Origin of the sequence: Thalassobaculum sp. (assembly GCF_040219615.1) — a bacterium.
In the GTDB taxonomy this organism is placed as follows: Bacteria; Pseudomonadota; Alphaproteobacteria; order Thalassobaculales; family Thalassobaculaceae; genus Thalassobaculum_A.
Genome location: NZ_JAVJSE010000001.1, coordinates 1 through 26,856, shown reverse-complemented (window position 1 = coordinate 26,856; position 26,856 = coordinate 1). Strand labels below are relative to the sequence as shown.

At 70.7% G+C, this 26,856-nt stretch carries 28 protein-coding genes; 14 read left to right on the top strand and 14 right to left on the bottom strand.

Annotated elements, in window-relative coordinates; genetic code table 11:
- The first annotated feature begins 68 nt into the window (after positions 1–68).
- From RIC31_RS00140 to rpmE, 5 genes are all read left to right on the top strand, one after another.
- Complete coding sequence (locus RIC31_RS00140; RefSeq protein ID WP_350099790.1) at positions 69–887, top strand: inositol monophosphatase family protein; 819 nt, start codon at positions 69–71, stop codon at positions 885–887.
- Between the two features lie 95 nt (positions 888–982).
- Positions 983–2,134 (top strand): OmpA family protein, encoded by a 1,152-nt coding sequence (locus RIC31_RS00135; RefSeq protein WP_350099788.1) that lies wholly within the window; start codon positions 983–985, stop codon positions 2,132–2,134.
- A 52-nt stretch (positions 2,135–2,186) separates the two neighbouring features.
- Positions 2,187–3,323 (top strand): FUSC family protein, encoded by a 1,137-nt coding sequence (locus RIC31_RS00130; protein WP_350099786.1) that lies wholly within the window; start codon positions 2,187–2,189, stop codon positions 3,321–3,323.
- Between the two features lie 9 nt (positions 3,324–3,332).
- Positions 3,333–5,144: a peptidoglycan -binding protein gene (locus RIC31_RS00125; RefSeq protein WP_350099784.1), complete on the top strand. Its 1,812-nt coding sequence runs from the start codon at positions 3,333–3,335 to the stop codon at positions 5,142–5,144.
- A 123-nt stretch (positions 5,145–5,267) separates the two neighbouring features.
- Positions 5,268–5,486: a 50S ribosomal protein L31 gene (rpmE, locus tag RIC31_RS00120; RefSeq protein ID WP_350099782.1), complete on the top strand. Its 219-nt coding sequence runs from the start codon at positions 5,268–5,270 to the stop codon at positions 5,484–5,486.
- An 81-nt stretch (positions 5,487–5,567) separates the two neighbouring features.
- Here the strand turns inward: rpmE and RIC31_RS00115 are convergent, their stop codons facing one another.
- A complete protein-coding gene (locus tag RIC31_RS00115) occupies positions 5,568–5,990 on the bottom strand; it encodes a DUF1465 family protein (RefSeq protein WP_350099780.1) in 423 nt (140 codons plus the stop codon).
- A gap of 242 nt (positions 5,991–6,232) precedes the next feature.
- Here RIC31_RS00115 and RIC31_RS00110 point away from each other — a divergent pair, with 242 nt between their 5' ends.
- A complete protein-coding gene (locus RIC31_RS00110) occupies positions 6,233–6,703 on the top strand; it encodes an Hsp20 family protein (RefSeq protein WP_350099778.1) in 471 nt (156 codons plus the stop codon).
- Between the two features lie 73 nt (positions 6,704–6,776).
- Here RIC31_RS00110 and RIC31_RS00105 read toward each other — a convergent pair whose 3' ends face one another.
- From RIC31_RS00105 to RIC31_RS00095, 3 genes are read right to left on the bottom strand one after another with little or no spacing between them, the layout of a single operon-like run.
- A complete protein-coding gene (locus tag RIC31_RS00105; protein ID WP_350099776.1) occupies positions 6,777–7,220 on the bottom strand; it encodes an acyl-CoA thioesterase in 444 nt (147 codons plus the stop codon).
- Positions 7,217–8,023 carry an alpha/beta fold hydrolase gene (locus RIC31_RS00100; RefSeq protein WP_350099774.1) on the bottom strand — a complete coding sequence of 269 codons (807 nt, stop codon included), beginning with the start codon at positions 8,021–8,023 and terminating at the stop codon, positions 7,217–7,219. The genes RIC31_RS00105 and RIC31_RS00100 overlap by 4 nt, the downstream gene beginning before the upstream one ends.
- Before the next feature lie 2 nt (positions 8,024–8,025).
- Positions 8,026–9,336 carry an O-acetylhomoserine aminocarboxypropyltransferase gene (locus RIC31_RS00095; RefSeq protein ID WP_350099772.1) on the bottom strand — a complete coding sequence of 437 codons (1,311 nt, stop codon included), beginning with the start codon at positions 9,334–9,336 and terminating at the stop codon, positions 8,026–8,028.
- A 191-nt stretch (positions 9,337–9,527) separates the two neighbouring features.
- Between RIC31_RS00095 and RIC31_RS00090 the strand changes: the two genes are divergently transcribed.
- Positions 9,528–10,151 carry a glutathione S-transferase family protein gene (locus RIC31_RS00090; protein WP_350099770.1) on the top strand — a complete coding sequence of 208 codons (624 nt, stop codon included), beginning with the start codon at positions 9,528–9,530 and terminating at the stop codon, positions 10,149–10,151.
- A 235-nt stretch (positions 10,152–10,386) separates the two neighbouring features.
- Here the strand turns inward: RIC31_RS00090 and RIC31_RS00085 are convergent, their stop codons facing one another.
- Complete coding sequence (locus RIC31_RS00085; RefSeq protein ID WP_350099768.1) at positions 10,387–10,569, bottom strand: DUF1192 domain-containing protein; 183 nt, start codon at positions 10,567–10,569, stop codon at positions 10,387–10,389.
- A 216-nt stretch (positions 10,570–10,785) separates the two neighbouring features.
- Here RIC31_RS00085 and RIC31_RS00080 point away from each other — a divergent pair, with 216 nt between their 5' ends.
- A complete protein-coding gene (locus tag RIC31_RS00080) occupies positions 10,786–11,352 on the top strand; it encodes a DUF1013 domain-containing protein (protein WP_350099767.1) in 567 nt (188 codons plus the stop codon).
- A 160-nt stretch (positions 11,353–11,512) separates the two neighbouring features.
- On the opposite strand, the gene RIC31_RS00075 is transcribed toward RIC31_RS00080, so the two are convergent.
- The 4 genes from RIC31_RS00075 to RIC31_RS00060 form a co-directional block, all read right to left on the bottom strand.
- The gene (locus RIC31_RS00075; RefSeq protein ID WP_350099766.1) at positions 11,513–12,502 is read right to left on the bottom strand and encodes a hypothetical protein; all 990 of its coding nucleotides are present in this window, start codon (positions 12,500–12,502) and stop codon (positions 11,513–11,515) included.
- The gene (locus RIC31_RS00070) at positions 12,502–13,284 is read right to left on the bottom strand and encodes an SH3 domain-containing protein (protein WP_350099765.1); all 783 of its coding nucleotides are present in this window, start codon (positions 13,282–13,284) and stop codon (positions 12,502–12,504) included. Before RIC31_RS00070 ends, RIC31_RS00075 begins: the two co-directional genes overlap by 1 nt.
- Positions 13,285–13,425: 141 nt before the next feature.
- The gene (locus RIC31_RS00065; RefSeq protein WP_350099763.1) at positions 13,426–14,163 is read right to left on the bottom strand and encodes a GNAT family N-acetyltransferase; all 738 of its coding nucleotides are present in this window, start codon (positions 14,161–14,163) and stop codon (positions 13,426–13,428) included.
- 93 nt (positions 14,164–14,256) lie between these two features.
- Entirely contained in the window at positions 14,257–14,508 is a 252-nt protein-coding gene (locus RIC31_RS00060; protein ID WP_350099761.1) for a hypothetical protein, read from the bottom strand.
- A gap of 180 nt (positions 14,509–14,688) precedes the next feature.
- Between RIC31_RS00060 and RIC31_RS00055 the strand changes: the two genes are divergently transcribed.
- The 4 genes from RIC31_RS00055 (at position 14,689) to RIC31_RS00040 (ending at position 16,692) form a co-directional block, all read left to right on the top strand.
- The gene (locus RIC31_RS00055) at positions 14,689–15,054 is read left to right on the top strand and encodes a hypothetical protein (protein WP_350099759.1); all 366 of its coding nucleotides are present in this window, start codon (positions 14,689–14,691) and stop codon (positions 15,052–15,054) included.
- A 112-nt stretch (positions 15,055–15,166) separates the two neighbouring features.
- Positions 15,167–15,616, top strand: coding sequence for a GNAT family N-acetyltransferase (locus RIC31_RS00050; RefSeq protein WP_350099757.1), 450 nt, complete (start codon positions 15,167–15,169; stop codon positions 15,614–15,616).
- A 54-nt stretch (positions 15,617–15,670) separates the two neighbouring features.
- Positions 15,671–16,534, top strand: a complete 864-nt coding sequence (locus RIC31_RS00045) for a fumarylacetoacetate hydrolase family protein (protein ID WP_350099754.1) — start codon at positions 15,671–15,673, stop codon at positions 16,532–16,534.
- Positions 16,531–16,692 carry a hypothetical protein gene (locus RIC31_RS00040; protein WP_350099752.1) on the top strand — a complete coding sequence of 54 codons (162 nt, stop codon included), beginning with the start codon at positions 16,531–16,533 and terminating at the stop codon, positions 16,690–16,692. Before RIC31_RS00045 ends, RIC31_RS00040 begins: the two co-directional genes overlap by 4 nt.
- A 6-nt stretch (positions 16,693–16,698) precedes the next feature.
- On the opposite strand, the gene RIC31_RS00035 is transcribed toward RIC31_RS00040, so the two are convergent.
- From RIC31_RS00035 to RIC31_RS00020, 4 genes are all read right to left on the bottom strand, one after another.
- Complete coding sequence (locus RIC31_RS00035) at positions 16,699–17,037, bottom strand: HIT family protein (protein ID WP_350099750.1); 339 nt, start codon at positions 17,035–17,037, stop codon at positions 16,699–16,701.
- A 57-nt stretch (positions 17,038–17,094) separates the two neighbouring features.
- Positions 17,095–17,883 carry an SDR family NAD(P)-dependent oxidoreductase gene (locus RIC31_RS00030; RefSeq protein WP_350099748.1) on the bottom strand — a complete coding sequence of 263 codons (789 nt, stop codon included), beginning with the start codon at positions 17,881–17,883 and terminating at the stop codon, positions 17,095–17,097.
- Positions 17,884–17,888: 5 nt separating this feature from the next.
- Entirely contained in the window at positions 17,889–19,787 is a 1,899-nt protein-coding gene (locus tag RIC31_RS00025; protein ID WP_350099746.1) for a propionyl-CoA synthetase, read from the bottom strand.
- Positions 19,788–20,083: 296 nt separating this feature from the next.
- On the bottom strand, positions 20,084–21,256 hold the full coding sequence (locus RIC31_RS00020; RefSeq protein ID WP_350099744.1) for an iron-containing alcohol dehydrogenase: 1,173 nt from the start codon (positions 21,254–21,256) through the stop codon (positions 20,084–20,086).
- Positions 21,257–21,407: 151 nt separating this feature from the next.
- Here RIC31_RS00020 and RIC31_RS00015 point away from each other — a divergent pair, with 151 nt between their 5' ends.
- Positions 21,408–21,911 carry a superoxide dismutase family protein gene (locus tag RIC31_RS00015; RefSeq protein ID WP_350099742.1) on the top strand — a complete coding sequence of 168 codons (504 nt, stop codon included), beginning with the start codon at positions 21,408–21,410 and terminating at the stop codon, positions 21,909–21,911.
- Positions 21,912–21,940: 29 nt separating this feature from the next.
- Here the strand turns inward: RIC31_RS00015 and RIC31_RS00010 are convergent, their stop codons facing one another.
- Positions 21,941–24,664: a cation-transporting P-type ATPase gene (locus RIC31_RS00010; RefSeq protein ID WP_350099740.1), complete on the bottom strand. Its 2,724-nt coding sequence runs from the start codon at positions 24,662–24,664 to the stop codon at positions 21,941–21,943.
- A gap of 303 nt (positions 24,665–24,967) precedes the next feature.
- Between RIC31_RS00010 and RIC31_RS00005 the strand changes: the two genes are divergently transcribed.
- Positions 24,968–26,587 (top strand): acyl-CoA synthetase, encoded by a 1,620-nt coding sequence (locus RIC31_RS00005; protein ID WP_350099738.1) that lies wholly within the window; start codon positions 24,968–24,970, stop codon positions 26,585–26,587.
- The last annotated feature ends 269 nt before the right edge of the window (positions 26,588–26,856 follow it).

Genomic DNA, 26,856 nt, shown 5'->3' with positions numbered 1-26,856 from the left:
CGCAGCGCCCCCCGCCGCGCCACAACGCTGCGCCACAACGGCCGCGAGCGACCCGCAGGAGAACGCCCATGGCCGTCAAGTCGGCCCTGTACAACGTGGTCTTCAAGGCCTGCCAGAAGGCCTCGCGCAACCTCAAGCGCGATTTCGGCGAGGTCGAGAACCTGCAGGTCTCGCGCAAGGGGCCGCGGGACTTCGTGTCGACCGCCGACCTCCAGGCGGAGCGCGTCCTGAAGGAGGAACTGAACCGGGCGCGGCCGGAGTTCGGCTTCCTGATGGAGGAGTCGGGCGAGGTGAAGACCGACGACCCGCGCGGCCGGCGCTGGATCGTCGATCCGCTGGACGGCACCCTCAATTTCCTGCACGGCATCCCGCATTTCGCGATTTCGGTGGCCGCCGAGGAGAACGGCGAGATCGTCTTCGGCGCCGTCTACCAGCCGCTGACAGACGAGTTCTTCTGGGCCGAGAAGGGCCAGGGCGCCTATCTCAACGACCGGCGCCTGCGGGTGTCCGGCCGCCGCAACCTGCAGGACGCGGTGCTGGCGACCGGCATTCCGGTGACCGGGCTCGGCGGCGATCACGACCGCTTCCTGGCCTACCAGCGGGCGGTCATGGACAACTGCGCCGGGGTGCGCCGCTTCGGCGCCGCCGCACTCGACCTCGCCTGGGTGGCGGCCGGCCGGTTCGACGGCTTCTGGGAGATGCGCCTGAACCCGTGGGACATCGCCGCCGGGATCCTGCTGGTGAAGGAGGCGGGCGGCTACGTGTCCGACTTCCAGGCGCGCGCCAACGTGCTCGAATCGGGCGATGTCGTGGCCGTCAACGACCATCTGCACGGGCCGATCCTGAAACTCTTCAAGAACGCGAAGCCGAAGGCCGGCGCGGCCTGAGCCCCTGTCCGGCCCGGTCGCGCAGGCGGCCGGTGTTGTCGCGCCCGGCGCCTCTGGTATAACGATTCGTTGAACGACGAATACCGGGAGGGACAATGACGGGACGACGCGCGCTCGCCGGCATCACGTTCGCGGTGGTGACAAGCCTCGCGGCCGGAGCGGCGACGGCCCAGGTGCCGTACCAGATCGGCGACGACCGGGGCGATGTGACCGTCGACATGGGCGTGCTGGAGAGCCTCGGCCCGTTGCCCACGGTGCCCGAGATGCTGCGCCCGGGAACGCCGGTAGGCGAACTCGGCTACGACCCGCGGGTCGGGGCGCTGGCGGCCATTCAGTCGTCGCGCGGCAGCCCTGCCGGCTATCCGGCACGTCGCGCCGGGGCGCCGACGCTCGGCATCGACAGCGCCCCGGCGCCGGACTGGCTTCGCCGCCCGGACGCGCCGCGCTATGCGCCGCTGCCCGAGACCCTGTCCGCGCCGCCGTCGCAGCGGACGGCCCCGCGCGGCAGTGCGCCGACCCTCACCGCGCCGGCCCTGACCCCGCCGGCCCTGACCCCGCCGGGTGCGACTGCGCGCGCCGCGGCGCCGACGCTGCGCCAGCCGGAGCCGGCCGAGCGCGCCGCCGCCTCCAGCCCGCCGCCGCCGCCCCGTCCCGAGGTAAAGCCGCCCGAGCCGAAGCCGGCAACGACACCGCCGAGCCCACCGCCGCCGCCCAAGCCGGCCGCCACCGCCTCGGCCGCCCCGCCACCACCGCCGCCGGCACCGGCCGCCAAGGCTCCTGAGCCGCCCAAGGCCCCGCCGCCGCCGGCGCTGCCGACCGCCACCGCGCCCGAATCCGAAAAGGCGACGCCGGCGAAGGAGACCCAGGTCGCAGCCGCGACGACCGGCCCGTCGCCCTCTTCGCCCGCCCCGTCGCCGTCGTCGCAGGGTGCGGCCGGCGATGTCGTCCGGGTACCGTTCGATGCCAACCAGTCGGCGCTGCCGCCCGCTGCTTCGGCCGGCCTGGACGCCGTGGTCGCCCGCCTGCGCAAGGACAGCTCGCTGCGGGTGCAGCTGATGGCCTATGCCGACGGCGACGAGGACAACGCCAACAAGGCGCGCCGGCTGTCGCTGTCGCGCGCGCTGGCGGTCCGTGCCTATCTGATCGACAAGCAGATCCAGAGTACGCGAATGGACGTGCGTGCGCTGGGCAACCGAACGAAAGATTCCCCCAAGGACCGTGTGGATGTCGTGCTGGTGAGCCGCTGACCGGCGGCTTGCCGGTCGGCGCGGACGCCGGCTAATCCCTGGAGCGCAGCCGGTGACCGACCCGCGTCGCTATCTGATCCGAATGGTCTCGTTCATGGTCGCCGTCGCGATCGTGTGCGGCGTTCTGGGCGGGCCGCTCGCCGAGGCCTTCCTGGCCAATCCGGCGCTCAACGGGGTAATCCTCGGGGTCCTGCTGATCGGTATCGTGTTCATCCTGCGCCAGGTCTTCCGCCTGGTCCCGGAAGTCAACTGGATCGAGACCTACCGTACCCACTCGCCGGGCTCGTCGATCCAGGAGCCGCCGAGCCTGCTGGTACCGGTCGCGACGCTGCTCGGCGACCGCCAGCAGAACGCCAGGCAGAGCCTGTCGGCGATGTCGCTGCGGTCGCTGCTGGACAGCATCTCGGTGCGGCTCGAGGAATCGCGGGATCTGGCGCGTTATTTCGCCGGCCTGCTGATCTTCCTCGGCCTGCTCGGAACCTTCTGGGGTTTGCTGCGCACCATCGGCGCGGTCGGCGGGGTGATCGGCGGCCTCAGCATCGACGGCGGCGACCTCGGGGCGGTGTTCGCCGACCTGAAGGCCGGCCTGCAGTCGCCGCTGTCCGGCATGGGCACGGCCTTCAGCTCGTCGCTGTTCGGGCTGGCCGGATCGCTGGTCCTGGGCTTTCTGGACCTACAGCTCGGCCAGGCGCAGAACCGGTTCTACAATGAGCTCGAGGAATGGCTGGCGAGCCTGACGCGACTGAGTTCCGGCAGCTTCGGATTCGAGGGCGAGCACTCGGCCACCGCCTTCCAGCAGGCGCTGATGGAGCAGACCGCGGAGTCGCTGGACAAGCTGCAGCGCATCATGGCGCGCGGCGAGGACGACCGGCGCAATGCCAACAACACGCTGCTGGCCCTGGTCGATCGGCTCGGCGCATTGTCCGACCGCCTGGAAAGCGATCGCGACCTGCTGGAGCGCCTCGCCACCACCCAGGGAGAGCTGCGCCCGGTGCTGTCGCGGCTGGCCGACATGTCCGGCGGCGGCCGCGACGAGATCGCCCGCACGCATCTGCGGAACATCGAGGCCTACATGGCCCGGCTGCTGGAGGACGGGGCTTCCGGCCGGGCCCAGATGACCGAAGAGCTGCGGGGAGAGATCCGGCTGGTGGCGCGCACGATCGCGGCGCTGGCCGAGGAAGACCGGTAAGGTAGGCCGATGTCCACCCTGGTCCGCCGACGGCAACGCGACAGCAACATCTGGCCCGGCTTCGTCGACGCCCTGGCCACGCTGCTGATGGTGATCATCTTCATCCTGATGATCTTCGTGGTGGCGCAGTTCTATCTGACCCGCATCCTGTCGGGGAAGGACGAATCCCTGGCCCGCCTGACCCGGCAGGTGGCGGAGCTGAGCGAGTTGCTGTCCCTGGAGCGCGAGACCAGCGCCGAACTCCGGATCACGGTCGCCCAGCTGTCGTCCGAGCTGCAGATCTCGATCTCCGCCCGCGAGGAGTTGCGCACCCAGGTCGGCCAGCTGACCGCGGCCCGCGACTCGCTGGAGGGCCGGCTGGCCGAGATGCTGGCCAGCCGCGCCGTCCTGCAGCAACGCCTGGACGAGAGCGAGGCCGCCCGCAAGGGCATCGACGCCCGGCTGCTGGAGGTCCTGGAGGAGCGCGACGCCCTGCTCGGCAAGCTGCGCTCGGTCGAGGACGATGCCGGCATCGCCGAGGCGGAGCGTGCCCAGAGCGCGGCGGAGCTCGAACAGGCGATCAAGGTGATCGCCGCCAACCGCGAGACCATCGAGCTGCAGGTCAAGGACCTGGAGCGGCTGCGCCGCGACCTGGCGGCCCTGCGCGAGACCCGCCAGGGCCTGGAGGACGAGATCGCCGCCCTGGTCCAGGCCCGCGACGCGCTGCGCCAGCAATACGAGGCCAGCGAGGACGCCCGCAAGGAAGCCGAGCAGAGGGTGGTGCTGCTGGTCGGCGAGGTCGACGCCGCCCAGACCCGCATCCGTACCCTGAGCGAGACCAACCAGGAGACGCTGGCGCGGGTCGCCGAGCTGACCGAGAAGCTGACCCAGTCGGACCGGCGGGTGGTGAACCTGCAGGACGAGTTGGACAAGCAGCAGGCCGAGACGCGCCAGCTCCGCTCCGACCTGGGCGACAGCCGGACCGGCGCCGAACGGCTGCAGGCCGAGCTCGAGGCCGAGCGGGCGCGCTCGCAGGAGCAGCGCAGCCAGCTCGGCGACCTGCGCGACACCACCAGGAAGCTGGAGGCGCGGCTGGCCGACCAGACCGAGCGCACCCAGCTCGCGCAGTCCGAGATCGAGCAGCGCGACATCCGGCTGGAGGAGCTGTTCAGCGAGCACCAACTCACCCAGCAGAAGCTGACCGCCGAGGAGAAGGTGTCGGCCGAGGCGCAGCAGCAGGTGGCACTGCTGAACTCGCAGATCGCCGCCCTGCGCCAGCAGCTGGCCCGGATCGAGGCGGTGCTGGAGGCAACCGAGGCCCGCAACCGCGAGCAGAAGGTCCAGATCGTCGACCTGGGCAAGCGCCTGAACGCCGCGCTCGCCACCAAGGTCCAGGAACTGGCCCGGTTCCGCAGCGAGTTCTTCGGCCGGCTGCGCGAGGTGCTGTCGGACCGCGACGACGTCAAGATCGTCGGCGACCGCTTCGTGTTCCAGTCCGAGGTGCTGTTCACCTCGGGATCGGCGCAGATCGGCGAGACCGGCAAGCAGAAGCTGGCGCAGTTCGCGGCGACCCTGCGCGAGATCATGCCGCGCATTCCCCCGGAGATCAGCTGGGTCCTGCAGGTCGAGGGCCACACCGACACCGTCCCGATCTACAACGAGCAGTTCCGCAGCAACTGGGAGCTGTCGGCGGGGCGCGCGATCTCGGTCGTGAAATACCTGGTCGAACAGGGGATTCCGGCGGACCACCTGTCGGCCACCGGCTACGGCGAATTCCAGCCGATCGACCCCACGGATCTGGAGCGCAACCGGCGCATCGAGATGAAGCTGACCCAGCGCTGACGATGTCCGGCAGGGACACGCGTTCGGGGTTGCACGCCGCCGCCGGTTCGGGTATCTACCCGCCTTCCGATTGATCATGGATCCGCCGGATGCGCATCGGCGCAGCGGCGGTGGAGAGACGCGATGAAGGCCGACATCCATCCCGATTATCATGAGATCAAGATCATCATGACCGACGGGAGCGAGTACATGACCCGCTCGACCTATGGCGAGCCGGGCGCCGTCATCCGCCTGGAGATCGACCCCAAGTCGCATCCGGCCTGGACCGGCCAGCACCGCATCGTCGACAGCGGCGGCCAGATCTCGCGCTTCAACAAGCGCTTCGGCGGCCTGAAGCTCTGATCGCCAGGCGATAGGCATCGATGCGGCGGCCTCCGGGCCGCCGTTTTCGTTTGGGCCACCGTTCTCGGTCGGTCCGGTGCCTCAGGCGCGGACCGACTCGACCGACATCCGGGCATCGAGGCGGGCCAGCCGGACATACAGCGTCCGGCTCGCGCCGAGCAGTTCCCGCAGGCGGCGCGGCAGATGCGGGTTGCCCTCGCCGCCCACGGCCATGCACACCGATCCCCCGCTCAGCCGGTTCTCGGGATCGAAGGCGGCGTCGAGCGACAGTTCGCCGGCATGGATCGCCTTGTGGACCAGCACCCAGGCCAGGCAATGGGTCAGCCGGGACGTCACCCGCAGCGCCTCGCAGCTGGCCTCCAGGCGGATCATGGACTCCGGGTCGACCGCCGGTCCGATCGACCGGACCGGCATGCCCCCAAGCATGCGGGGCGTCGAGGCCAGCGCCCGGGCCCGCTCCAGCAGGTCCATGACCTCGCGGTAGGTGCCGTCCAGCGGCGCCACGCGAGGAGCGGAACCGATATGGTTAATTTGTTCCGACATCAAAACGAGTATGAAGCTCCGGGATCACTCTGCCAACCCCCGGGGCCTTACGGAAGTTCCCCCTCTTGACTCCGGATCGGCCGCTTCCCAGATGCTCCGGTGTCGGGGTGCCGGAGTTCCGGGCACCGACGAGAACCGGCCCGGCCATGGTTCGGCGGGCCATTGGAAACCGAGTTCCATATCGCTTCTGAGGAGGATGTGGCATGCGTACCGTCGATTTCACCCCCGTTTTCCGTTCCACCGTCGGCTTCGACCGGATGGCCCGTCTGCTGGATCACGCGATGCGCGCGACCGATGCCGCCAACGTGCCGACCTTCCCGCCCTACAACATCGAGAAGCTCAGCGAGGACGACTACCGCATCACCATGGCGGTCGCCGGCTTCGGTGAGGGCGATCTCGACATTACCGTCGAGAACGGCCAGCTCGTGATCTCCGGGCGGATCGAGAAGTCCGAGGACCAGGGCCGCGGCTATCTGCACCGCGGCATCGCGACCCGCAACTTCGAGCGTCGTTTCGACCTCGCGGACCATATCCGCGTGAAGGACGCCGCGCTCGAGAACGGCCTGCTGCACGTCTCGCTGGTGCGTGAGGTGCCGGAGGCCATGAAGCCGCGCAAGATCGAGATTGCCGGCACTTCGGGCGCGAAGGCGATCGAGGACAAGAAGGCCGCCTGATCCAGGCCTGACAGAAACGGATGCGGGGCCGGCCCCTTGGGGGGCCGGCCTTTCGTTTGCCGATCGACGCCGGTCAGCCCACCGCGATCGCCTGCATCGCCGCCCGCGCCTGCTTCGGGATCGGCACCGGCCGGTTGGTCTGCCGGTCGACGTAGACGTGCACGAAGCGCCCGAAGGCACACACCGCCTCCTCGCCCCGCCGGAAGATCCCGACCTCGTAGGTCACCGACGAGGTGCCGATGCGGGCCACCCGGATGCCGGCCTCGACCACGTCCGGGAAGGCCAGCGGCCGTCGGTAGGAGCAGCCGGTCTCGACCACCAGGCCGACAGTGGTGCCGTTGTGGATGTCGAGCCCGCCCCGCTCGATCATGTACTGGTTCACCGCGGTGTCGAAGAACGAGTAGTACTGGACGTTGTTGACGTGCCCGTAGACGTCGTTGTCCATCCAGCGGGTCTGGATGGCGAGAAAGTGCCGGTAGTCGGCGCGGGCAGGGTCCGGCGCGCGCTCGCCGCTCACCGCGACACTCCCGCCAGGAAGTCGCGCATCGCGTCCAGGGTCTCGTCCGGCCGCTCGATCGACATCATGTGCCCGGTCCGCGGCAGCACCACCACCCGCGAGTCAGGCAGCGTCCCTGCCAGCGGCCCGACCTGCCGGAACGGCGTCATGCGGTCGTCGTCGCCCGCCAGGATCAGGGTCGGGCAGCGCACCCGTGCGGCCGCGGCGAGCGCCCCGGAATACCCGTTCGAGGCCCGCAGATCGCTGCCGAGCGGCCCGGACAGCCCCCGCTCCAGCACCCGCAACCCCGCACCGGAAGCCCAGCTCCCGGGTGACCGGTTGCCGCCGATCTGCATCGGTCGCCCGAAGCCCCAGCCGATCATCTGCTCGACCGCCCGGTGGTCGCCGGAATCCGCCGCCGCCTGCAGGTCCGGGTGGACGCCCATGGTGGGGACCACGCCGAGCAGCATCAGTGCCACGGCATCGTCGCCGGCCCCGGCCGCCGCCTCCAGCGCGGCGAGCGCCCCCATGGAGTGCCCGGCGAACGCCACCTGGTCCTCGCCGCCCGCCGCCGCCAGTGCCCGGCCGACCCACGCCCCCATCTCCTCGACAGTCGGCAGCGCCGGCCCCTCGCTGCCACCATGCCCCGGCAGGTCGAGCGCCAGCACCGACCAGCCGTGATGCGCGAAATAGCGGGTCTGCATGGCCCAGACCGTGTGGTCCATGCCGGCGCCGTGCACGCATACCAGCGCCGGCCGGGCCGGATCGAACGGGCGCCCGCCGGTGGCGGCGAAGACGCCCTTGCCGTCGACCTCGAACTTCATGGTCAGGCCGCCTTGGCGGCGCGAGCCGCGGCCCGCAGCGCCTGCTTGAGATCCTCGACCAGGTCCCGCCGATCCTCGAGCCCGACCGACAGCCGCACCAGGTCTTCCGACAGGCCGGCCGCCTGCATGGTCGCCGCGTCCATCTGCTGGTGGGTGGTGCTGGCCGGGTGGATGACCAGCGACTTGGCGTCGCCGACATTGGCGAGGTGCGACCAAAGCTGCAGCCGGTCGATGAAGGTGCGGCCGGCCTCGCGCCCGCCCTTGATGCCGAACGCCACCATCGAGCCGGCGCCCTTCGGCAGCAGCTTCGCCGCCAGCGCCTTGTCCGGGTGGCTGTCGAGTTCCGGATAGGCGACCCACGAGACCTCGTCGGCGGCCTCCAGGAAGGCCACGATGGCGCGGGCGTTGGCGACGTGCCGGTCCATGCGAAGCGGCAGGGTCTCGATCCCCTGCAGGATGTGGAAGGCGTTGGCCGGGCTCATGCACGCCCCGAAGTCGCGAAGGCCCTCGGCGCGGGCCCGCATCAGGAAGGCCTGCGGGCCGAATTCCTCGGCGAAGTCGAGGCCGTGGTAGCCGGCATAGGGCTCGGTCAGGGTCGGGAACTTGCCCGACGCCTCCCAGTCGAAGGTGCCGCCGTCGACCAGCACGCCGCCGATCGCCACGCCGTGCCCGCCCAGCCACTTGGTCGCGGAATGCAGCACCAAGTCGGCGCCGTGGTCGATCGGCCGGCAAAGATGCGGGGTCGCGAAGGTGCTGTCGACCAGCAGCGGCACCCCGGCCTCGTGGGCGATCGCCGCCATCGCCGCGATGTCCATGACCTCCAGGCCCGGATTGCCGATGGTCTCGCCGAACACCAGCCGGGTCTCCGGCCGGATCGCCCGGCGGAAGCCCTCGTGGTCGCGCGGATTGACCTTGGTGGTCTCGATGCCGAAGCGCGGCAGGGTGTGGCTGAACAGGTTGTGGCTGCCGCCGTACAGCGCCGACGACGCGACGATGTGGCCGCCCTGGCCCATCAGGGTCGAGATCGCCAGGAACAGCCCGGCATGGCCGCTGGCCGTGGCGATCGCCCCGACCCCGCCCTCCAGCGCCGCCACCCGCTCCTCCAGCACCGCCACGGTCGGGTTGGAGATCCGCGAGTAGATGTGGCCGGTCCGCTCCAGGTTGAACAGCGAGGCCGCGTGGTCGACGTCGCGGAACACGTAGGACGTGGTCTGGTAGATCGGCACCGCGCGGGCGCCGGTCGCGGGATCCGGCTGCTGGCCGGCATGCAGGCTCAGGGTGTCGAAGCCGTAGACGTTGCCGTCCGTGCCCATGGTCGATGCTCCTCGGCGCGTCACGATCGCTGAACTCGATGACATGGACTTAGCACCTGTGGACCGCGGATTACAGCGACGCCGCGCCCAGCCCCGGCCGCCGCGATTGTGTCCGGGACAATCCGCCGATTGCCCAGGCGGTCGGGCCGGCGCGAGGATGCCGCCGCAAGGGCGAACAGGAGCCGGGCATCATGATCCGCATCCTCGGCAAGCTGCAGTCGATCAACGTCCGCAAGGTACTGTGGGCCTGCGACGAGATCGGCCTGGAATACCAGCGGGAAGACTGGGGGGCCGGGACGCAGCCGACCTCGGACCCGGCGTTCCGGGCGATCAACCCCAAGGGGCTGGTGCCGGTGCTGATGGACGGCGACGCGATCCTGACCGAATCCAACAGCATCGTGCGCTATCTGGCGGCGAAGCATGGCCGGGACGACCTGCTGCCGGAGGCGCCGCTGGCCCGCGCCCGGGTCGAGGAGGCGATGGACTGGCAGGCGACCGAATTCAATGCGGCATGGCGGGTCGCCTTCTCGGCCCTCGTGCGGGGCAACCCGGCGGCCGGCAGCCCCGAGCAGGTTGCCGGCTCGCTGCGCGAATGGAACGCCATGGTCGGGCTGCTCGACGACCGCCTGGCACGCTCCGGCCCCTATGCGTGCGGCGAGGCCTTCACCGTCGCGGACATTGTCGTTGGCCTGTCGGTGAACCGCTGGTTCCAGTCCCCGATCGAGCGGCCGGATTTCCCGGCGGTCGGGAACTATTTCGAGCGGCTGCGACGGCGGCCCGCGGCAGGCCCCTATCTCGGCGGAACCACAGACTGACCAGGCCGTTGCCGTCGCCCAGAGACCTTCCCTGCCCCGGACACGGTTACGGGGCCGCGTGTTCCGCGGCCCCGTCCGGGCTTTCGCCGTGAGCTCCCTGCTCAACTTGCTTGGGCCGACGCTAGCGAGCGCCCTGACGACGGTCAAGCGGTGACATCGCGTCGCACCCAGGGGCGGGGGAATACTCCGGCACCCCCGGGTTGTCCAGCGCCAAGGCCGGGCGCCCTCGTCCGAGCTAGCGCTTGAACAGCGAGTCGGCGACCGAGGCGACGCCCTTCTTCTTGGCGATCACCTCTCGGGCCCGGACGATCTCGGCCTCCATCGCGGCGATGTAGGCCTCCAGGTCCTCGAAGCTCCAGTTCGACAGATCCTTCGGCTTCTTCGTCTGGTTGCGCGGCTCCAGGTCCTCGAGTTCCATCACGCTCCTCCCGATCGACTCATGCGGCCCGGCGGACATGGTAGAGCGACTCGGGATCGGGGATAACCTTCCGCGCGTCGCGGGAGCACGGCGGGCCAGATAATCCTTTGCCGGGAGAGGCGGAAATCCCTATATAGAGGCACGAATCCCGAAACGTTGACTTGAGATTTCAACCGGGCGTCGACGTCGGTGACGCCGGGGCGAGGAGAAGACATCATGGCGCAACCGCTCATGCCGAAGGCCACCGCCGTGTGGTTGATCGACAACACCGGGCTCACCTTCGAGCAGATCGCGGCGTTCGTCGGTCTGCATCCCCTTGAGGTCCAGGCCATCGCCGACGGCGAGGTGTCCGCGGGCATCCAGGGCTTCGACCCGGTGCTGGCAAACCAGGTGACCAAGGCCGAGATCGTGCGCTGCGAGGCCAACCCGAAGGCGCGGCTGCAGATGGCCACCAGCGACCTGCCCAAGCCGGTACAGAAGACCAAGGGTCCGAAGTACATCCCGATCGCCAAGCGCGGTGACAAGCCGGACGCCATCGCCTGGCTGGTCAAGCATCATCCGGAGCTGAAGGACGCCCAGATCGCGCGGCTGATCGGCACCACCAAGGACACCATCAACAAGATCCGTGAGCGCACCCACTGGAACAGCCCGAACATCCAGCCGCGGCACCCGGTGTTCCTCGGCCTGTGCACCCAGCGCGACCTGGACGCCGCCATCGAGAAGGCCGGCGGCACCCACGTCCCGCCGGAGCAGCAGCTCGAGTCGATCAGCGAACTGCCCTGACGGTCAGGCCGGCCGCCCGGCGGTCGCGACCGCCATCGCGGCCGCCAGCAGCACCATCCCGACTCCCACCGCGGCGATCGGCAACAGGGCCTGGATCGCCGCCTCGCGGCCGGTGATCCGGGTTCGGCCGTGCGGCCGGCCAAGGCGCCCGCCGGGCTCCTCAGAACTTCAGGCGGTAGTCGGGGGCCGCGGCCACGGCGACCGCCGGATACTGGTTCCAGATGTTGACGACGGTCAGGTTGTTCCGCACCTCGGCATAGGCTTCCAGCTTGCGCAGCGGCGCGTCCAGGAAGCCGAGCCGGCTGCCGCGGTCGCGGCTGAGCACGTCGCCCCAGGCCAGGTACAGGAACGGGTGGCCACCGTCGCCGCCGGCCTCGTCCCGGCGGATCGACCGGTCCGGCGGGCCGTAGCGTTCGATCAGGCGCGCCTCGATCGCATCGCGCTGGTCCTGGTCGACCGCCTGGGCCAGCCCGACGGTGTGCAGCCGCGGCGAGCCACCCTCGGTGAATACGCCTTCCAAGCATCGCCAGCCCGGCTCGGGCGCGCGATCCGCGTCGAAGCGGAAGTCGCAGCCGCCGGACATCGCCTGCATCACCCGGGCCTCCTCGCGATAGGTCGGCCGGTTCCCGAACGATCCGGCGGCGGCGTCCAGCGCCTGCTCGACCGACATGCCGAGCCGGACGCCGGCGACCTCGGGACCGGTGACCGCCGGGTCGGTCGAACCGCGGCCGCCGCCCGCCAGCGGTCCGCCGGCGGAACCGGACGTCGTGCCGGTGGAGCCGGTCGCCGCCGGGCCCCGGCGTTCGACCAGCCAGCTGGTCTCGTCGCCGGCGACACCGCGATACACGACCTGCTGGTCGCGCCCGGCCTCTCCGGTGATCTCCAGCCGTGGCAGGCGGGCGCATTCGAAGCCGAGCATCGCCCGCACCCCGTCGACGGTGCGCTGCAGCCGGTCGCCGGTCTCGAACAGGGCCGGTTCGGCGGCCCGGACGGTGATCGGCACCGGCTGGCCGCAGGCGACCTCGCGGTCAACCACCACCAGCATGTCCGGATGCTGTACCAGCAGCCGTTCCTGCGCGGTCGCCGTCCCGGCGACGGTAAAGCCGAAAACGGCCGCGGCGATCCCGAAGGCAGTCCCGAGCGCACGCATCACACCAGCTCCCAGCTGCCGTCGGCGGACCGGCAGGCCCGGGCCCGCTTGGTCTCGCTCGTGCCGTCGGCCAGCCGCACCTCCTGCTCGAGGATCGAGCACTCGCGGACCCCGGCGAGGTTGGCGTTCGACAGCGGCCGGTCGACCCTGGTCGCGACGTCCGCCGGGCGCAGCAGGTCGGCGTGGACGAAGCCCCGGCCGATGCCGTTGCGGGCCACCATCATCCAGTCGGCCTCGACGACCTTGCCGACGACGTAAACCGGCTCGCCATCCTTCAGCTGGTCCATGACGCCGTATTCGGTGCCCGGTCCGCCGCGGACGTTCGAGGTGGTCGTGGCCACGTAGTCGCCTCCGATCAGTTGCAGCGGCGGCACCCGCCACACCAGATCCTCGCTGTCCGTGCTGCGCTCCGCCGGGACCGGGCGGTACGACGTCTCGACCACGCGGGCCGTCGACTGGACGCCGCTGTCGGGATTGTTCCACGTAACCGGCTGGCCGGTGTCGAGCGCCTGCTGGCGGGTCTCGGCGATACCCTGGCGGTCGCTCGGATCGAGCTGCTTGCCGATCACGCCGCCGAGGAACATGCCGCCGATCGCGCCGGCGGCGACCGCCACAAGCTTGCCCGAGCCGCCGCCGAACTGCGAGCCGACCAGCGCCCCGCCGACACCGCCGAGCACCCGGCCGATATCCTCGTTCGTGATGTTCTTCAGGAATTCCTGGGCCGCCACGGGCTGCGCGATCAGCGCACCGGCGATCAGGATCGGAACGAAGGTCTTGCGCATGGCCATCCCCCTGGCGTTCTAGCGGCCGGAAGAAGCCTCCGCGGCCGGCTGCGGCACGCCGCCGTCACGGGCGGACGCGTCTATAGACAACGCGGCAGGGGAACGATCGGTTCCGACGCCGGGTGACCGGCGCCACCCGGGTCAGACGTGCGGTTGCGAGGCGTGGGCCGAGGCCGTCAGGTCCGACAGGCTCTCGCGCTGCCGGCCCTCGGCGTCGAAGTTGGCCGGGTCGAGCCAGCGGGCGAACGCCGCCCTTAGGGCCGGCCATTCGGAGTCCAGGATCGAGAACCAGGCGGTATCGCGGTTGCGGCCCTTGTAGAGGGTCGCCTGCCGGAACAGTCCCTCGTACCGGAAGCCGAGCCGGTCGGCCGCCGCCCGGGACGGCGCGTTCAGGCTGTCGCACTTCCATTCGTAGCGCCGGTAGCCGAGTTCGTCGAACACCCGGGCCATCATCAGGTACATGGTCTCGGTCGCCATCACCGTGCGCTGCAGGGCCGGCGACATGGTGATGTGGCCGACCTCGATGACCCCGACCGCCGGCTCGATCCGCAGATAGCTGGCATAGCCGAGGCAGCGGCCGCTGGCCAGCTCGACCACGGCATAGAACAGCGGATCCTCGCTCGTCTCGCACTGCGCGATCCATTTGTCGAACCCGGCCCGGTCGTCGCCGAACGGCCCGACCGCGAGATAGGTCCACATCCCGCCCTCGACGTCGGCGGACACCGCCTCGAACAGCGACCGGGCGTGGTCCGCGACCGTCAGCGGCTCGAGCCGCACGGTCCGCCCGACCATGGGGGAGCGGCCCGGGCGCGGCCGCGGCATCCAGCCCGGAACCGGGTCGCCGATCGGCTGTCCGAGGTGGTTGGTGCGGGCGGTCATGGGGGGCTCCATCGCGGTCGGCTTGGCGCCTTCCGATGCCACGGAACACGCGCTCCGCTTAGAGCCAAGCCGCAACCGCCCGGCGGGCCAAGCCTAGTCTGCGGCGGTCCCGGCAGCGTCGCGGGACGCCGCCAGCCGGTCGAGCACCGCAAACACCACCATATAGGCGACGAAGATCATGAAGAAGTAGTTCGCCACCGGGATCAGGGTGACCGCCGCCCACAGCCACGGGGTCTGCCCGAGGCGTCGGGCCAGCAGGTAATTGCCGATCGCGAACGGCACCGCCATCACCAGCATCGGAAGCAACGGCCCCAGGCCGTGGCCTTCCCACCCGCCGTACATCATGGTTCCTCCTCCGGCCGGTTGGCCGCGCTGCGACTGCTGCCCGCCATCGCGCCCGAAATCGGGACGATTGTCCCCGGGACGCCGGGCGACTACGTAATTCCATCAAAGGCCGCGGCGCCCGCGGAATGCTATTGTTCGGGACCTTAGCCGCCATGTGGCGGCGATTGCACGAGACAAGCGATGCCAGACGAGTTTCGCTTCCTGGTCTTCTCGCCCGAGGAATCGGCAGCCGCCCTGGCGGCCCTTGCGAAGAAGACGGGCAAGGCCCTGCCGGCCGGCCGGCCGGTCGGTGCCGAGCCGGTCGGCGAGAAGGTCAACAACGGGCGGCTGCTCGTCGACACCGGCGACGGCGTGCCCTCCGTCGTGCCGTTCACCAGTGCCGAGGTCCTCGACGCGCTCATCGGCTTCTGCCTGGACCGCCGGATCCCGATGCCGATGGTGTCCGAGAAGACCCTGGAGCGGCTGCACGGCCGCTTCGCGCTGCGCATCGGCCAGGTCGACTCGGTCGAGCACCAGATGCGCACCCACGCCCCGCGGAGCCGCTAACCGCCGCTCCCCCCGCGCCGGTTGGCTCGGGGGTCGTCGCGGGAATTGGCCCTCGCCAGCCACCGCAAATTCGCGCACCCCGGAGACCGGCACAACGGCAGCGGAGACGGCGATGATCATCCGGGCGGTGGAACAGGACGACCACGGGCGGTGGCTGCCGCTCTGGGACGGCTACAACGCGTTCTACCGGCGATCCGGGCCGACCGCCCTGGCGCCGGAGATCACCCGGACCACCTGGGCGCGGTTCTTCGACCCGGCGGAGCCGGTCCATGCACTGGTGGCGGAGCAGGACGGCGAACTGCTCGGCCTCGTCCACTACCTGTTCCACCGCAGCACCACGCTGATCGGGCCGAACTGCTACCTGCAGGACCTGTTCACGCTGCCCGAGGCCCGCGGCAAGGGCGTCGGCCGGGCGCTGATCGAGGCGGTCTGCGTGCGCGCCCGGGCCGCCGGCGGTGACCGGGTCTACTGGCTCACCGAAGAGACCAACACGACGGCCCGGCGGCTGTACGACAGCGTGGCGCAGGACACCGGCTTCGTGGTCTATCGGCGCATGCTCTGAGGCGGACCGGGCGGCGGGCGTGGCGCCGGGCGGCAGGCGTGGCAGAATGCGTTCATGAAACTCGTCACCTACGAACGCGCCGGTGCGACCCGGGTCGGTCTCGTCCGGGGCGGGCGGGTGGTCGACGCCGCCGATTTCGGCGCCGCCGCCACCGACATGATCGCCCTGCTGCGCGGCGGCCTCGATGTGATCGCGGGCGCGGCGCGCGGCAACCGGGCGCAGGGCATCCCGCTCGACGCCGTCCGGCTGCTGGCGCCGGTCCCGCGTCCCGGCAAGATCATCGGCGTCGGCCGGAACTACGGCGCCCACGCCGCCGAGGGCGGGCTGGAGGCCCAGGAGAAGCCGCGGCTGTTCACCAAGGTGCCGTCCTCGGTCACCGGCCCGGGCGGCGCCATCGAGAAACCGGCGACCGTCACCAAGCTGGACTGGGAGGCGGAGATCGCGGTGGTGGTCGGCCGGACCATGCGGGACGTCGCGGAAGCCGATGCGCTCGACCACGTCGCCGGCTACACCCTGCTGAACGACGTCTCGGCCCGCGAGTTCCAGTTCGACGTGAAGCCGCCGCAGACCAGCTTCGCCAAGTCGATGGACGGGTTCTGCCCGATGGGCCCGTGGCTGGTGACCGCCGACGAGATCCCGGATCCCGGCCACCTGCAGCTGACCTGCCGGGTCAACGGCGCGCTCATGCAGGACGGCAACACCCGCGACATGATCTTTTCCATGCCGGCGATCCTGTCCTATGTCAGCCGCTATGTGACCCTGGAGCCGGGCGACGTGATCGCCACCGGCACCCCCGACGGGGTCGGCGCGTTCCGCAAGCCGCCGGTCTTCCTGCAGCCGGGCGACCGGGTCGAGATCGCCTGCCCGGCCATCGGCACGCTGGAGAATCCGGTGGTCGAACGGACGGCACTGCCATGACCGACATCACCCCGTCCGGCGGAAGCCTCGGCGCCACGGTGCACGGGGCCGATCTGCCCCGGGCGCTCGCCGACGCCGACCTCGAGCACCGCCACATGCGCCGCCGCCGGGTCACGGCCGACCGGATCTTCGAGCACCCGCTGGCCGGGACGGCGTGAACGGCCCTATCCGGGCCGGGCGTTGCCGGGCTGCTTCAGCCAGTAGCGGATGCCCTTGCCGGCCAGCGGCTCGTCCTCGAAGCGCGGGATGACGTGCAGATGGGCGTGGAAGATCTCCTGCCCGGCGGTGGCGCCGACGTTCCAACCGACGTTGTAGCCCTGCGGCCGGTGAAGCCCGTCGAGCAGCTCGCGCGCCTGCCGGAGCAGCGAGTGCGTCGCCACCCATTCGTCCGCGTCGAGATCGAACAGCGTCGGCCGATGGGCGCGCGGCAAGATGAGGCCCGAGCCGACCAGCACCCGCTGCGGTTCCTGCAGGAACAGGCACAACTCGTTTGCCAGTATCACCCGGCCGGCCATCCCGCACTCGGGACAGCGCCATGTCCCGGGTGCTTCCGGCACGTCCTATTCCTTCGGCATGACGTGGCTGAGCGCCAGCCGGCCGCCGTCGGGGTAGATGGTCTGGCCGGTGAAGTAGGCGCTGTCGTCGGTCGCCAGGAACAGCGCGGCGCCGGCGATCTCGGACGGTTCGGCCGGCCGCCCCAGCGGGGTGCGGGCGCGCAGCCGCTCCATGGCGCCGTCGTCGGTCAGCATGGCCGAGCGGAACAGGTCGGTGGCCACGCTGCCCGGGCCGATGGCGTTGACCCGGATGCCGTAAGGCGCCAGCTCGACGCCCATGGTCTTGGTCAGCTGGTTCACCGCGCCCTTGGAGGCGTTGTAGGCCGCCAGGCCCTGCGGGACGATCACCGCGTTGATCGATGCGGTGTTGACGATAACGCCGCGGATGCCGCGGTCGACCATCCGCCGCGCCGCCTCCTGGCCGGTGTGGAACACGCCCTTCAGGTTGACGGCTATCACCCGATCGAAGGTCTCGTCGTCGAGCTGCAGGAACGGGGTGTGGTGGATGATCCCGGCGTTGGCGCACACCACGTCGAGCGACCCGTAGGCCGCGATGGCGTGGTCCATCAGCGCCGCCACCTGGTCGCGCCGGGTGACGTCGCAGGCCACGAACCGGCCCTCGCCGCCGGCCTCCTTGATCCGCCCGACCACCGCGTCGCCGGCCATCGGGTCCATATCGGCGACCACCACCTTCGCACCCTCGGCGGCGAACCGCTCGGCGATCGCCGCGCCGATGCCGCGCGCCGCGCCGGTGATCACAGCCACCTTGCCGGCCAGGCGCCCTGCTCCAGCCATCGCCGTCACCCCTTCTTCGCGTAGCCGACGCCCTGCAGCGACTCGGCGATCTCGCCGAGGATCGCCGGATCGTCGATGGTGGCAGGTACCCCCGGCTCCTGGCCGTCGGCGATCTTCTGCATGGTGCCGCGCAGGATCTTGCCGGAGCGGGTCTTCGGCAGCCGCTGCACCACGGTCGCGACCTTGAAGGCGGCGACCGGGCCGATGCGCTCGCGCACCAGCGCCACCACCTCCTTCACGACCTGGTCGTGCGGCTTGTTCACCCCGTCCTTCAGCACCAGGAAGCCGAGCGGCACCTGGCCCTTCAGGTCGTCGGCCACGCCGATCACCGCGCATTCGGCAACGTCCGGGTGGCTGGCCAGCACCTCCTCCATGCCGCCGGTCGACAGCCGGTGGCCGGCGACATTGATGATGTCGTCGGTCCGGGTCATGACGTGCAGGTAGCCGTCGTCGTCGATCAGCCCGGCGTCGCCGGTCTGGTAGAAGCCGGGGTACTCGGTCATGTAGCTCTGCACGAAGCGGTCGTCGTTGTTCCACAGGGTCGACAGCGCGCCCGGCGGCAGCGGCAGCTTGATCGAGATCGCGCCGATCTCGTTCGGCTGCACCGGCGTGCCCTCGGGCGCCAGCACCTGGACGTTCCAGCCCGGCACCGAATGGGTCGGCGAGCCCGGCTTGTAGGGCAGTTCCTCGATGCCGAGGCAGTTGGACGCGATCGGCCAGCCGGTCTCGGTCTGCCACCAGTGGTCGACCGCCGGGACCTTCAGCTTGTCCTGGCACCATTTCAGGGTGTCGGGGTCGCAGCGCTCGCCGGCCAGGAACTGCGCGCGGAAATGCGACAGGTCGTAGTTCGCCAGCAGCTTGCCGTCGGGATCCTCCTTCTTGATGGCGCGGATCGCGGTCGGTGCGGTGAACATCACCTTGACCTTGTGGTCGGCGATCACCCGCCAAAACGCGCCGGCGTCCGGGGTGCCGACCGGCTTGCCCTCGTACAGCACCGTGGTGCAGCCGTGGAACAGCGGCGCGTAGACGATGTAGGAATGGCCGACCACCCAGCCGACGTCCGAGGCCGCCCAGTACACGTCCCCGGGGTCGACGTCGTAGATGTTCTTCATCGACCATTTCAGCGCCACCAGGTGGCCGCCGGTCGGGCGCACCACGCCCTTCGGCTGGCCGGTGGTGCCGGAGGTGTAGAGGATGTAGGCGGGGTCAGTCGCCTTCACCGGCACGCAGGCTGCCGGCTCGGCACCCGCCTCGGCGTCCTCCCAGGTCAGGTCGCGGCCGGCGACCAGCTCGGCCTCGGCCTGGGGGCGCTGCTTGATCACGCAGCGCTCGGGCTTGTGGGCCGACAGCTCGATCGCCCGGTCCAGCAGCGGCTTGTAGGGCAGCACCCGCTGGCCCTCGATGCCGCAGGAGGCGGACACGATGACCTTCGGCCTGGCGTCGTCGATGCGGGTCGCCAGCTCCTTGGCCGCGAAGCCGCCGAACACCACCGAGTGGATCGCGCCGATCCGCCCGCTCGCCAACATGGCGACGACCGCCTCCGGGATCATCGGCATGTACAGGATCACCCGGTCGCCGTAGCCGACCCCGAGCCGGCGCAGCGCGCCGGCGAACCGGGCGACCCGGTCCTGCAGCTCGGCGTAGGTGAAGGTCGCGACCGTGCCGGTGACAGGGCTGTCGTAGATCAGCGCCGGCTGCCCGCCGCGCCCGGCCTCGACGTGCCGGTCGACCGCGTTGTAGCAGGTGTTGGTCTCGCCGCCGACGAACCAGCGGGTGAACGGCGACTTCGAGTCGTCCAGCACCCGGTCCCAGCGCCGGGTCCAGGCCACGCCCTCGGCGGCCTCGGCCCAGAACCCCTCGGGGTCCTCGAGCGAACGGCGATAGACCTCGTGGAAGCGGCCCATGTCTCCTCCCTGATCCGGTCGTGGCCCGGGTCGCGCCGGGCTCGTGCTTGGCCTCGATCCTGCGTCAGACCGGGGCGGATGTTAACAGGGCAACGCGGGCACGCCCGTGCGCTGGATCAAATGTCCAGCAGCAGGAACGGCGGGTGGGTTCCGGAGCCGGGCGCTGACGCGCCCCCTCCGGAATGACGACGAGAGGGGGATCTGCTGTTCCGACCCACCTCTCCTCCTTCCGTCATTCCGGAGGAGCCGCGCAAGCGGCTGGCTCCGGAACCCACGATGCGACGGGCGCCAGCCCCTCACGCCGCCAGCTCCAGGATCTCCAGCACCTCGGCCGGCGACGGGATCGGGCGCGGGTTGCGCGGCACCCAGGGGGTGCCCATGGCGCCCTCGGCGATGCGCTGGAACTTGTCCGGGCCGATGCCGACGGCGGACAGGCTGCGCGGCATGCCGAGACCGCCGATGAAGGCGTCGAGCACGTCGCCGGCATCCTCCCCCGGGCGGCCCATGGCGGCGGCGACCAGCGCCTGGCGGTCGGCGTTGACCGGCCTGTTCCAGCGCATGACCGCCGGCAGCATGATGCAGGAGGTGTGGCCGTGCGGCACGTCGAACATGGCGCCGAGCACGTAGCCGATGCCGTGGCTGGCGCCCATCGGCACGCCGCTCGCCAGCGGTCCCATCGACAGCCACATGCCCATCTGGCAGTCGAGCCGGGCCGCCAGGTCGGCCGGGTTCCGCTGCACCGCCGGCAGGCCGCGCGCCAGCAGCGACAGGGCCTGCAGCGCCTGGGCGTCGCCATAGGGATGCGCTTCCTTCGCGCACACGCCCTCGACGCAGTGGTCGAGCGCCCGGATGCCGGTCGACGTCCACAGCCACTCGGGGGTGTGGACGGTGACGGCCGGGTCCAGGACCACGGCAGACGGGATCATCCCCGAATGTCGGAAGATTTCCTTGGTGTGGGTCCGCTCGTCGGTGACCCCGGCCAGCCCGCTGAAATCGCCGGCCGAAAGCGTGGTCGGCACGGCGACCTGCCGCACCGCCGGAGCCTTGCCGGCAGGGGCGGCGAGGGTGCCGTCGCCCCCCATCACCGGCCGGAAGGCGTCCATCCCCTCGGGCGTGTCGATGCCGTTCGCCAGGCAGAGCCGGACCGCCTTGGCGGCGTCGGTCACGGACCCGCCGCCAAGGGTGACGATGGTGTCGGCACCGGCCTCGCGGACCGCACGGGCGGCGGCGATCACGTCGCCGCGCGGTGTGTGCGGCCGCATCCGGTCGTAGGTCCCGACGCATCTGTCGCCGAGCGCGCGGCGCAGCTTCGCGATCTCGTCGGTCTCGCGGTTGAGCGTGCCGCTGACCATCAGGAACACCCGGTCGGCACCGAGGGCCGCCAGCTCCTCCGCCACCGCCTCGGCGGCCGGCCGGCCGAAGCTGACCGCCTCCATGCGCCCGAACGCGACCCGTCCCTGCTGCGTCATCTGCCAATCCTCCCGGCGACCCTCGCATTTTCCGGGAGCGTAGAGCAGCCGCAGAGACGCCGCACGGAATTGCATCGCGCCGGCTTCGGTCTAGATACATGCGTGGATGCAACCATGACGCGGCGCGGCCGCGTCGACCGGGAGGGTTCCAATGATCAGACTCACTGCGATCGTGCTTGCGACCGCGCTGGCGCTGCCGACAGCCGGGCTCCGGGCCGACACCGTCGAGGCGCCGCTGATCGGCAACGACGGCACCGAGATCGGCAAGGTCGAGCTGCGCGGCGGCACCGGGCCGACGGTCGCCCGCATCACGGTCCAGGCCGGCAAGGTCACCCCCGGCTGGCACGGCGTCCACTTCCACGCGGTCGGCGACTGCTCCGACCACCAGAAGTTCCAGGCGTCGAAGAGCCACGTGAACCACGGTGGCAGGAAGCACGGGCTGCTGAACCCCGAGGGACCGGACGACGGCGACCTGCCGAACGTGTTCGCGGCCGCCGACGGATCGGTCAACGCCGAGGTCAGCTCGCCGACCCCGCTGGCCGGCCTGCGCGACGCCGACGGCTCGGCCCTGGTGATGCACGCCAACGCCGACGACCACACGACCCAGCCGATCGGTGGCGCCGGCGCCCGGGTGGCGTGCGCGATGATCAGATAGGCAGGCCGGGCGACGAGTGGCGGTATAGCTCAGACCGGTCGCCCGAAACGCGCCGCGATCCACTTCTCGGCCTCGACGGTCACCAGCAAAGCCACGCCTACCGCCACGATCGCGACGCCGTCGCCCAGGGCCACCGGCCGGCTCTCGAAGACCGCCTGCATCGCCGGCAGGTAGGTGAAGGCGAACTGCGCCGCCGCGACCGTCGCGACCCCGATCAGCACCGCGCGGGTGCCGAGCATGCCCCGCCAGGTGAACGAGGATCCGTGAGCGTAGCGGACGCTGAACAGGTAGAAGATCTCCATGACCACCAGCGTGTTCACCACCACCGTACGAGCGGTCTCGATGTCGAGGCCGCGGGCCATGGCCCAGCTGTAGATCCCGAAGGTTCCGGCGACCATCAGCCCGGAAACGAACACGATCCGCCAGACCAGCCGCCGCGACAGCAGCCGTTGCCCGGCGGGCCGTGCCGGCCGCCGCATGGCGCCGGCCTCGGTCGGCTCGAACGCCAGGGTGAGGCCGAGGGCCACGGCGGTGACCATGTTGATCCAGAGGATCTGCACCGGCGTGACCGGCAGGGTCAGGCCGAACAGGATGGCCAGCACGATCGTGAAGGCCTCGCCGCCGTTGGTCGGCAGCGTCCAGGCGATCACCTTTGTCAGGTTGTCGTAGACGGTCCTGCCCTCGCGGACGGCCGCGACGATCGAGGCGAAGTTGTCGTCGGCGAGTACCATCTCGCTCGCCTCCTTGGCCGCTTCGGTCCCCTTGCCGCCCATGGCGACGCCGACGTCGGCGCGCTTCAGCGCCGGGGCATCGTTCACCCCGTCCCCGGTCATCGCGATGATCGAGCCGTCCGACTGCAGGGCCTCGACCAGCCGCAGCTTGTGCTCCGGGCTGGTCCGGGCGAAGACGGTCGCCGACCGGGCCTGGTCGCGGAACTCGGCCGCCTCCATCCGGTCCAGGTCCTGGCCGGTCACCGCCTTCGGATCGTCTTCGATGCCCAGTTGGACCGCGATGGCACGCGCCGTCGCCCCGTGATCCCCGGTGATCATCTTGACGCGGATCCCGGCAGAGCGGCATTCGGCGACCGCGACGATCGCCTCGGGTCTCGGCGGGTCGATCAGCCCGACCAGGCCGAGCAGCGTCAGGTAGTGCTCCACGTCGCCAGGGGCGACGTCGATCATGTCGGCAGGGAGCGTTCTGCGCGCCAGGGCGATCACCCGCTGGCCGTCCGCCGCCAGCGCCTCGATCGCCGCATGCCATCGCCCGGCGTCGACGGGACGATCGCCGTCGGGCGTCGCCTCGTACGCGCACATGCCGAGAATGCGTTCCGGGGCGCCTTTCACATAGGCGACGGATTCACGGCCCCGGCGGGCGTGCAGGGTGGCCATGTAGCGGTGGCGCGAGTCGAACGGGATCTCGTCCAGCCGCTTCAGGTTGGAGCGTGCCGCGGCCACGTCGTGACCCGACTTGACGGCGAGCGCCACCAGCGCGCCCTCCATCGGATCGCCGTCCACCACCCAGTTCTCGCCGACCTGCCGCAGATTCGCGTCATTGCACAGGGCCGCCGCCAGGGCGAGTTCCTCCAGCACCGGGTAGGCAGGCGGGTCGATGGTCTCGTCGGCGATCCGGAACCCGCCCTCGGGCCGGTAGCCGCCTCCCTCGACCCGGATGTCGGCCAGCGCCGTCGTCACGTTCCGCACGGTCATCTCGTTGCGGGTCAGCGTCCCGGTCTTGTCCGAGCAGATCACCGAGACCGCGCCGAGGGTCTCGACGGCGGGAAGTCGCCTGATGATGGCGTTGCGCGCCGCCATCCGCTGAACACCCACCGCCAGCGCGATGGTCATGACCGCGGGCAACCCCTCCGGAATGGCGGCGACGGCCAGGCCGACCACCGCCATGAAGGCCTGGTCGAGCGGATAGGACCGCAGCAGCACGGCGTAGCCGAAGACCAGGGCCGAGAGTCCCAGCACCGCGACCGCCACCTGGCGGGCGAACTGGTCCATCTGCCGGACCAGCGGCGTCGCCAGCCTCTCCACCGCCCCGATCATCAGGCTGATCCGGCCGAGTTCGGTCGCCATCCCGGTCTCGACGGCCACGCCGGTTGCCTGGCCGGCCGCGACGAAAGTGCCGGAGAACGCCATCGAGAACCGGTCGCCGATCGGCACGTCGGCGGCGACCGGAGCGACCGCCTTGTCCACCGGGACCGACTCGCCGGTCAGCACGGCCTCGTCGACGCGCAGGTTGCGCGACCGGATGAGCCTGAGGTCGGCCGGCACCCGGTCGCCGGCCTCCAGCAGCACGATGTCGCCGGGCACGACCGCCTCGGCCTTCACCGTGACGCGGCGGCCGTCGCGTATCACCGACGCATTCGGGTCGATCATGCCGCGGATCGCCTCCAGGGCACGCTCGGCCCGGCCCTCCTGGATGAACCCGATCACCGCGTTGATCACCACGACCGCGAGGATCACCAGCGCGTCCGTGACGTGACCGATCGCGGCCGCCAATGCGCCGGCGGCGAGCAGCATGTAGATGAGCAGGTTGTGGAACTGCAGGAGCAGACGCACGGCGGCCGGCCGGCCCGGGCCCTGCGGCAGCCGGTTCGGGCCATGCTCGGCAAGCCGACGCGCCGCCTCCGGCGAGGACAGACCTTCGGCGTCGACCTGCAGATCGGCGAGTACCGCCGTCGGATCCAGGGAATGCCACGCGCGCGCCGCCGGCTCGGCGAGCGCGCTTCGACTGGGCCGCCCTTTCATCGGTCGATGCTCCTGGACGCCCGAGCGTCCGTTCCAGTTTGCCCTGCCGTCCTGCCGACGACACCCGGAGCGCGCCCCCGGAACTCTCCTGCCCGCCCGGGGGAACGGCGCCGAGCCCGAGCACCTCGATCGATCGTCGAACCGTAGGCAACCGCGCCCGGGCGGCCATTGACGCAGATCAACGACCCCATCTGTCGCCGAACGAACGTCGCCGCCGGCCGCCATCGGCGACCACCGCCACATTGCCCTCTCCCGGCGGCGGCGCTACGGTTCCGACCTCGCCGCAAGAGCGCACGAAGGCCCATGGACGCGTACGATACCGACCTCGACAAGTCGCCCGCCAACTACGTGCCGCTGACGCCGCTGTCGTTCCTCGACCGCACCGCCGCGGTGTTCCCGACCCGGCTGGCGGTGGCGCATGGCAGGCGGCGGTACAGCTGGGCCGAGGCGGCGGAGCGCTGCCGGCGGCTGGGCTCGGCGCTGGCCAGGCGCGGCGTCGGCAAGGGTGACACCGTCGCCGCCATGCTGCCCAACACACCGGAAGCCTTCGAGGCGGCGCACGGCGTGCCGATGACCGGCGCCGTCCTGAACATGCTGAACACCCGGCTCGACGCCGAGGCGATCGCCTTCATGCTCGACCACGGCGAGGCCCGGGTGCTGCTGACCGACACCGAGTTCGCGCCGACCATCAAGGCGGCGCTCGGACGGACCCGGCGAGAGCTGATCGTGATCGACGTCGACGACAGCGAAGGGCCGGGCGGCGAGCGGCTCGGCGAGACCGACTACGAGGCGTTCCTGCGCACCGGCGACGCCGGGTACCGCGGCGAGCGGCCGGCCGACGAGTGGGACGCCATCGCCCTGAACTACACCAGCGGCACCACCGGCGACCCGAAGGGTGTGGTCTACCACCACCGTGGCGCCTACCTGAACGCGCTGGGCAACGTCCTGGTCTGGGGCATGAAGATGCACCCGGTCTATCTCTGGACCCTGCCGATGTTCCACTGCAACGGCTGGTGCTTCCCCTGGACCGTCACCGCCCAGGCCGGGACCCATGTGTGCCTGCGCAGGGTCGAGGCCCAGGCGATCTACGACGCCTTCGCCGACGAGGGCGTGACCCATCTGTGCGGCGCGCCGATCGTCATGTCGATGCTGCTGAACGCGCCCGACGAGCAGCGCCGCGACTTCCCGCAGGCGGTGCAGATGATGACCGCCGCCTCGGCCCCGCCGGCCGCCGTGCTGGAGGGCATGGACCGGCTCGGGATCAAGGTCACCCATGTCTACGGCCTGACCGAGGTGTACGGGCCGGCGGTGGTGTGCGCCTGGCACGAGGAGTGGAGCGGTCGGTCCATCGAGGAGCAGGCCGACCTGAAGTCCCGCCAGGGCGTGCGCTACCCGGTGCTGGAGGGGCTGATGGTCGCCGACCCGGAGACCCTGGAGCCGGTGCCGGCCGACGCCGCGACCATCGGCGAGGTGTTCATGCGCGGCAACATCGTCATGAAGGGGTATCTCAAGAACCCGTCGGCCACCGAGAAGGCGTTCAGGGGCGGCTGGTTCCACACCGGCGACCTGGGGGTGATGCACCCGGACGGCTACATCGAGCTGAAGGACCGCTCGAAGGACATCATCATCTCCGGCGGCGAGAACATCTCGACCATCGAGGTCGAGGGCGTGCTGTACCGCCACCCGGCGGTGCTGGAGGCCGCCGTGGTGGCGCGACCGGACGAGAAATGGGGCGAGACGCCCTGCGCCTTCGTCACCCTGCGGCCCGGCAAGCAGGCGACCGCCGACGACATCATCGACTTCTGCCGCCGCAACCTGGCGCGGTTCAAATGCCCGCGCACGGTGGTGTTCGGCGAACTGCCGAAGACCTCGACCGGCAAGGTCCAGAAATTCGTCCTGCGCGAACGGGCGAAGCAGGCCTGAGCGGGGTGGCCACGCGGCCGCCGGACCGTCGGCGCAAAACCCCGGAAGGAACAGGGCTCGAAATTAGGTGCACTGTCACCGTAATTGGAAGGCATTACGGTGACAGTGCACTTTTCTTGTCGCCTCTCGGGGCGCGTTCCAAAAGTAAGTGCAACAGGGCACGCTCCGGTGCGCTGGAACGGGAGCGGTGCGATGGGGAAGAGCTACAGTCACCTGAGCTACGGTGAGCGGCTATCGATCATGGATGGTCTGCGCGATGGCTTGAGCGT